The 6,337-nt window shown below is 41.1% G+C and carries 5 protein-coding genes; all 5 read left to right on the forward strand.

The annotated features are described in order from the left end of the window. The 5 genes from patB to O3650_RS08525 all read left to right on the forward strand — a co-directional run bounded on the left by patB (position 1) and on the right by O3650_RS08525 (position 6,256). On the forward strand, positions 1 to 1,767 hold the full coding sequence (gene patB, locus O3650_RS08505; protein WP_371491928.1) for a multidrug efflux ABC transporter subunit PatB: 1,767 nt from the start codon (positions 1 to 3) through the stop codon (positions 1,765 to 1,767). Positions 1,768 to 2,010: 243 nt separating this feature from the next. Further along, positions 2,011 to 2,700, forward strand: coding sequence for a gamma-glutamyl-gamma-aminobutyrate hydrolase family protein (locus O3650_RS08510; RefSeq protein WP_049524749.1), 690 nt, complete (start codon positions 2,011 to 2,013; stop codon positions 2,698 to 2,700). Positions 2,701 to 2,870: 170 nt separating this feature from the next. Continuing rightward, the gene (locus O3650_RS08515; RefSeq protein WP_000018268.1) at positions 2,871 to 4,220 is read left to right on the forward strand and encodes a glucose-6-phosphate isomerase; all 1,350 of its coding nucleotides are present in this window, start codon (positions 2,871 to 2,873) and stop codon (positions 4,218 to 4,220) included. 127 nt (positions 4,221 to 4,347) lie between these two features. Continuing rightward, the gene (gene gltX / locus O3650_RS08520; protein WP_153193926.1) at positions 4,348 to 5,808 is read left to right on the forward strand and encodes a glutamate--tRNA ligase; all 1,461 of its coding nucleotides are present in this window, start codon (positions 4,348 to 4,350) and stop codon (positions 5,806 to 5,808) included. 13 nt (positions 5,809 to 5,821) lie between these two features. Continuing rightward, positions 5,822 to 6,256, forward strand: a complete 435-nt coding sequence (locus O3650_RS08525) for a cytidine deaminase (RefSeq protein WP_153193927.1) — start codon at positions 5,822 to 5,824, stop codon at positions 6,254 to 6,256. The last annotated feature ends 81 nt before the right edge of the window (positions 6,257 to 6,337 follow it).

Here is a 6,337-nt window from a genome sequence, read left to right on the forward strand (position 1 = left end):
ATGAAGACAGTTCAATTTTTTTGGAATTATTTTAAAGTCTATAAGCTATCATTTGTAGTTGTTATCCTGATGATTGTTCTGGCGACTCTTGCCCAAGCCCTCTTTCCGGTATTTTCTGGACAAGCAGTAACGCAGCTAGCTAATTTAGTTCAAGCTTATCAAGATGGCAATCCAGAACTTGTTTGGCAAAGTCTATCAGGAATCATGGTCAATCTTGGTCTGCTGGTTTTGGTTTTATTTATTTCTAGTGTGATATACATGTGTCTCATGACGCGCGTGATTGCAGAGTCGACCAATGAGATGCGCAAAGGCCTCTTTGGTAAGCTTGCTCGCTTGACGGTTTCTTTCTTTGACCGCCGGCAGGATGGCGATATCTTGTCTCGTTTTACCAGTGATTTGGATAATATCCTCCAAGCCTTTAATGAAAGTCTGGTTCAGGTCATGAGCAATATTGTTTTATACATTGGTCTGATTCTTGTCATGTTTTCGAGGAATGTGACGCTGGCTCTCATCACCATTGCCAGCACACCAGTAGCCTTCCTCATGCTGATTTTCATCGTAAAAATGGCACGCAAATATACCAATCTCCAGCAAAAAGAGGTAGGAAAGCTCAACGCCTATATGGATGAGAGTATCTCAGGCCAAAAAGCCGTGATTGTGCAAGGAATTCAAGAGGATATGATGGCAGGATTTCTTGAGCAAAATGAGCGCGTGCGCAAGGCAACCTTTAAAGGAAGAATGTTCTCAGGAATTCTTTTCCCTGTCATGAATGGCATGAGTCTGGTTAATACAGCCATCGTCATCTTTGCTGGTTCAGCTGTACTTTTGAATGATAAGTCTATTGAAACAAGTACAGCCCTAGGTTTGATTGTTATGTTTGCCCAATTTTCACAGCAGTACTACCAGCCTATTATCCAAGTTGCGGCTAGTTGGGGAAGCCTTCAGTTAGCCTTTACGGGGGCTGAACGGATTCAGGAAATGTTTGACGCAGAGGAAGAAATTCGACCTGAAAAGGCTCCAACCTTCACTCAGTTGCAAGAAGGTGTTGAAATTAGTCATATTGATTTTTCATACTTGCCTGATAAACCTATTTTGAAAGATGTCAGCATTTCTGCCCCTAAAGGCCAGATGACAGCAGTTGTTGGGCCGACAGGGTCAGGGAAAACGACTATTATGAATCTTATCAATCGCTTTTATGATGTTGATGCTGGTGGTATTTATTTTGACGGCAAAGACATCCGTGACTATGATTTAGATAGTCTCAGAAGCAAGGTGGGAATTGTCTTGCAGGATTCGGTCTTGTTTAGTGGAACGATTCGAGACAATATCCGTTTTGGTGTGCCAGATGCTAGTCAAGAAATGGTTGAGGTAGCAGCCAAGGCAACCCACATTCACGACTATATCGAAAGCTTACCTGATAAATACGATACTCTTATAGATGATGATCAGAGCATCTTCTCAACAGGACAGAAACAATTGATTTCTATCGCTCGAACCCTGATGACAGATCCAGAAGTTCTTATTCTAGATGAAGCCACTTCAAACGTAGATACGGTGACAGAAAGCAAGATTCAGCATGCCATGGAGGCAGTTGTAGCAGGCAGAACCAGTTTTGTTATTGCCCATCGTTTGAAGACCATCCTTAATGCAGACCAGATTATTGTCCTTAAAGATGGAGAGGTCATTGAACGTGGTAACCACCATGAACTCTTGAAGCTAGGTGGATTCTATTCAGAACTCTATCACAATCAATTTGTTTTCGAATAAGAAAGAAGTTGTCCTATGTGGGCAGCTTTTTCTTGTCCATAAAAAATTTTTATCACAGCCTTAAAAAAAACATATTAGACGAAAGTCATTTTGAGTGATATGATAGGACTATCGTTATACTCAATGAAAATCAAAGAGCAAACTAGGAAGCTAGTCGCAAGCTGTACTTGAGTACGGTAAGGCGACGCTGACGTGGTTTGAAGAGATTTTCGAAGAGTATTAATATTCGAAAGGAGAGACATCATGGCTAGAACGGTTGTAGGAGTTGCTGCAAATCTATGTCCCGTAGACGCAGAAGGCAAAAACATTCATTCATCTGTATCTTGTAGATTCGCAGAGAGCATTCGTCAAGTCGGTGGTCTCCCTTTAGTCATTCCTGTTGGTGATGAGTCAGTTGTACGCGATTATGTAGAAATGATAGATAAACTTATCTTGACAGGCGGCCAAAATGTCCACCCTCAGTTTTATGGAGAGAAAAAGACCATCGAGAGCGATGATTACAATCTAGTACGTGATGAGTTTGAACTAGCTCTCTTGAAAGAAGCGCTCCGTCAGAATAAACCAATTATGGCAATCTGTCGCGGTGTTCAACTTGTCAATGTTGCCTTTGGTGGAACACTCAATCAAGAAATCGAAGGTCACTGGCAAGGCCTACCTTTCGGAACATCTCACTCTATTGAGACAGTGGAGGGAAGCGTGGTGGCTAAGCTATTTGGGAAAGAAAGTCAGGTCAACTCCGTCCATCGTCAAAGCATTAAAGATTTGGCACCTAATTTCCGTGTAACTGCTATTGATCCAAGAGACCAGACCATCGAAGCGATTGAGTCTATCGATGAGCACCGCATTATCGGTTTGCAGTGGCATCCAGAGTTTCTGGTTAATGAAGAGAATGGTAATTTAGAATTATTTGAGTATTTATTGAATGAACTCTAACGACTGGGACATCTGGTCGTTCTTTCTTTTATTTTTTCAAAATTTTTGGAATGTGGGATTTTTACGCAAACGTTTGAATTCTGATAAAAATTGGAGAAATTCGACAAAAAAACTTGAAAAAAACGAAGGTAAGCGTTATGATAGAAAAGAAGAAATATTGGAGGAATAACATGTCACATATTAAATTTGATTATTCAAAAGTTTTAGACAAATTTGTTGCACCACATGAAGTGGAATACATGCAATCACAAGTAACAGCAGCAGATGAATTGATCCGTAAAGGAACTGGTGCTGGTAGCGACTTTTTAGGATGGTTGGACCTTCCTGAAAACTACGACCGTGAAGAATTTGACCGTATCTTGAAAGCTGCTGAGCAAATCAAATCAGACAGCGATGTCTTGGTTGTAATCGGTATCGGTGGATCTTACCTTGGTGCCAAAGCAGCAATCGACTTCTTGAACCACCACTTTGCTAACTTGCAAACAAAAGAAGAACGCAAAGCTCCACAAATCCTTTACGCAGGAAACTCAATCTCATCTACTTACCTTGCTGACTTGGTAGAGTATGTTGCAGACAAAGACTTCTCAGTAAACGTGATTTCTAAATCAGGTACAACAACTGAACCAGCGATTGCTTTCCGTGTCTTCAAAGAACTCTTGGTTAAGAAATACGGTCAAGAAGAAGCCAACAAACGTATCTATGCAACAACTGACCGCCAAAAAGGTGCTGTTAAGGTTGAAGCAGATGCTAACGGTTGGGAAACATTTGTTGTTCCAGATGACATTGGTGGACGCTTCTCAGTCTTGACAGCTGTTGGTTTGCTTCCAATCGCAGCATCAGGAGCTGACATCAAAGCCCTTATGGAAGGTGCTAACGCAGCTCGCAAAGACTACACTTCAGATAAAATCTCTGAAAACGAAGCTTACCAATACGCAGCAGTTCGTAACATCCTTTACCGTAAAGGCTATGCAACTGAGATCTTGGTAAACTACGAGCCATCACTTCAATACTTCTCAGAGTGGTGGAAACAATTGGCTGGTGAATCAGAAGGAAAAGACCAAAAAGGTATCTACCCAACTTCAGCCAACTTCTCAACTGACTTGCACTCACTTGGTCAATTTATCCAAGAAGGAACTCGTATCATGTTTGAAACAGTTGTCCGTGTTGACAAACCTCGTAAGAACGTGATTATCCCTAGCTTGGAAGAAGATCTTGATGGACTTGGTTACCTTCAAGGAAAAGACGTTGACTTTGTAAACAAAAAAGCGACTGACGGTGTTCTTCTTGCCCACACAGATGGTGATGTACCAAACATGTACGTGACTCTTCCAGAGCAAGACGCTTTCACTCTTGGTTACACAATCTACTTCTTCGAATTGGCTATTGCTCTTTCAGGTTACTTGAATGCTATCAACCCATTTGACCAACCAGGTGTTGAAGCTTACAAACGTAACATGTTTGCTCTTCTTGGAAAACCAGGATTTGAAGAATTGAGCAAAGAACTTAACGCACGTCTATAATAGAAGAAAAGAGTGGTTTGTCCACTCTTTTTACTCTCTTTATCCATAGAAATTGGACTCAGCCAAGACTTGTGATATAATATAGAGAGCAAAAAGGCAGACGCCTAGAGACTTTATAGGAGAAACTATGTCAAAAGATATCCGCGTACGTTACGCACCAAGTCCAACAGGACTACTACACATCGGGAATGCCCGTACAGCATTGTTTAACTACTTGTATGCACGCCATCATGGTGGAACATTTATCATTCGTATCGAAGATACTGACCGTAAACGTCATGTCGAGGATGGTGAACGTTCACAACTTGAAAACCTTCGCTGGTTAGGTATGGATTGGGATGAAAGCCCAGAAACACATGAAAATTACCGCCAGTCTGAGCGTTTGGACTTGTATCAAAAATACATCGACCAACTGTTAGCTGAAGGAAAAGCCTACAAATCTTACGTTACAGAAGAAGAGTTGGCAGCTGAACGCGAACGCCAAGAAGCAGCTGGCGAAACACCACGCTACATCAATGAATACCTTGGTATGAGTGAAGAAGAAAAAGCAGCTTACATCGCAGAACGTGAAGCAGCAGGGATCATTCCAACTGTTCGCTTGGCGGTCAATGAGTCAGGTATCTACAAGTGGCATGATATGGTCAAAGGTGATATCGAATTTGAAGGTGGTAATATCGGTGGTGACTGGGTTATCCAAAAGAAAGACGGTTACCCAACTTACAACTTTGCTGTTGTCGTCGATGACCATGATATGCAAATCTCTCACGTAATTCGTGGAGACGACCACATTGCTAATACACCGAAACAGCTTATGGTCTATGAAGCACTTGGTTGGGAAGCTCCAGAGTTTGGTCATATGACCTTGATTATCAACTCTGAAACTGGGAAAAAATTGTCTAAACGCGATACCAACACCCTTCAGTTTATCGAAGACTACCGTAAAAAAGGTTACCTTCCAGAAGCAGTCTTTAACTTTATTGCTCTTCTTGGTTGGAACCCAGGCGGTGAAGATGAAATCTTCTCTCGTGAAGAACTCATTAAACTTTTCGATGAAAACCGCCTGAGCAAGTCTCCAGCAGCCTTTGATCAGAAGAAACTCGACTGGATGAGCAATGACTATATCAAGAATGCAGACCTAGAAACTATCTTTGAAATGGCAAAACCATTCTTAGAGGAAGCGGGCCGTTTAACTGACAAGGCTGAAAAATTAGTTGAGCTCTATAAACCACAAATGAAATCAGTAGATGAGATTATCCCATTGACAGATCTTTTCTTCTCAGATTTCCCAGAATTGACCGAAGCAGAGCGTGAAGTCATGGCGGGAGAAACAGTCCCAACAGTTCTTGAAGCCTTCAAAGCAAAACTTGAAGCGATGACAGATGATGAATTTGTAACAGAAAATATCTTCCCACAAATCAAAGCTGTTCAAAAAGAAACAGGTATTAAAGGGAAAAATCTTTTCATGCCTATTCGTATCGCAGTTTCAGGTGAAATGCATGGACCAGAATTGCCAGATACAATCTTCTTGTTAGGCCGTGAAAAATCAATCCAGCATATCGAAAATATGTTAAAAGAAATCTCTAAATAAGAAGGATGCAATAATGGACATCTGGGAAAAGATGTACGAAGAAGCACAGAAGCTATACGATCCACATGAAGTATCTGATTTTGTTTACGCTAACCATGTTGTGGCCGCAGTAGAAGCAGAAGATGGACAAATATTTACAGGATTCTGTATGGAGGGAACCTGTGGTGTTTTCCATCTCTGCGCAGAGCGGGCAGCACTCTTTAATATGTACCAATTTTCAGGACAAACTAAGGTTAAGAAAGTATTAGCCTTTCGAGACAAACCACCTTATGGTGGAAGTTCAGGAATGCCCTGTGGAGCTTGTAGAGAATTCCTTTTAGAGCTGAATGCTGAAAATAAAGATGCAGAATTCATGATGGACTATGATACAAGAAAAACAGTTAAAGTCTCAGAACTAATGCCCTATTGGTGGGGAGAAGAACGTGCTTCTAAGTTTAATGAACAATAGAAGAGTCAGTACAATTCTGGCTCTTTTTACTATAATTTGAAAAACTGTACTTGAAAAGAATTGAAAAATTGTAAAAAGTTA

Source organism: Streptococcus sp. 20925_1_24 (assembly GCF_041432335.1).
Classification (GTDB): Bacteria; Bacillota; Bacilli; order Lactobacillales; family Streptococcaceae; genus Streptococcus; species Streptococcus mitis_BM.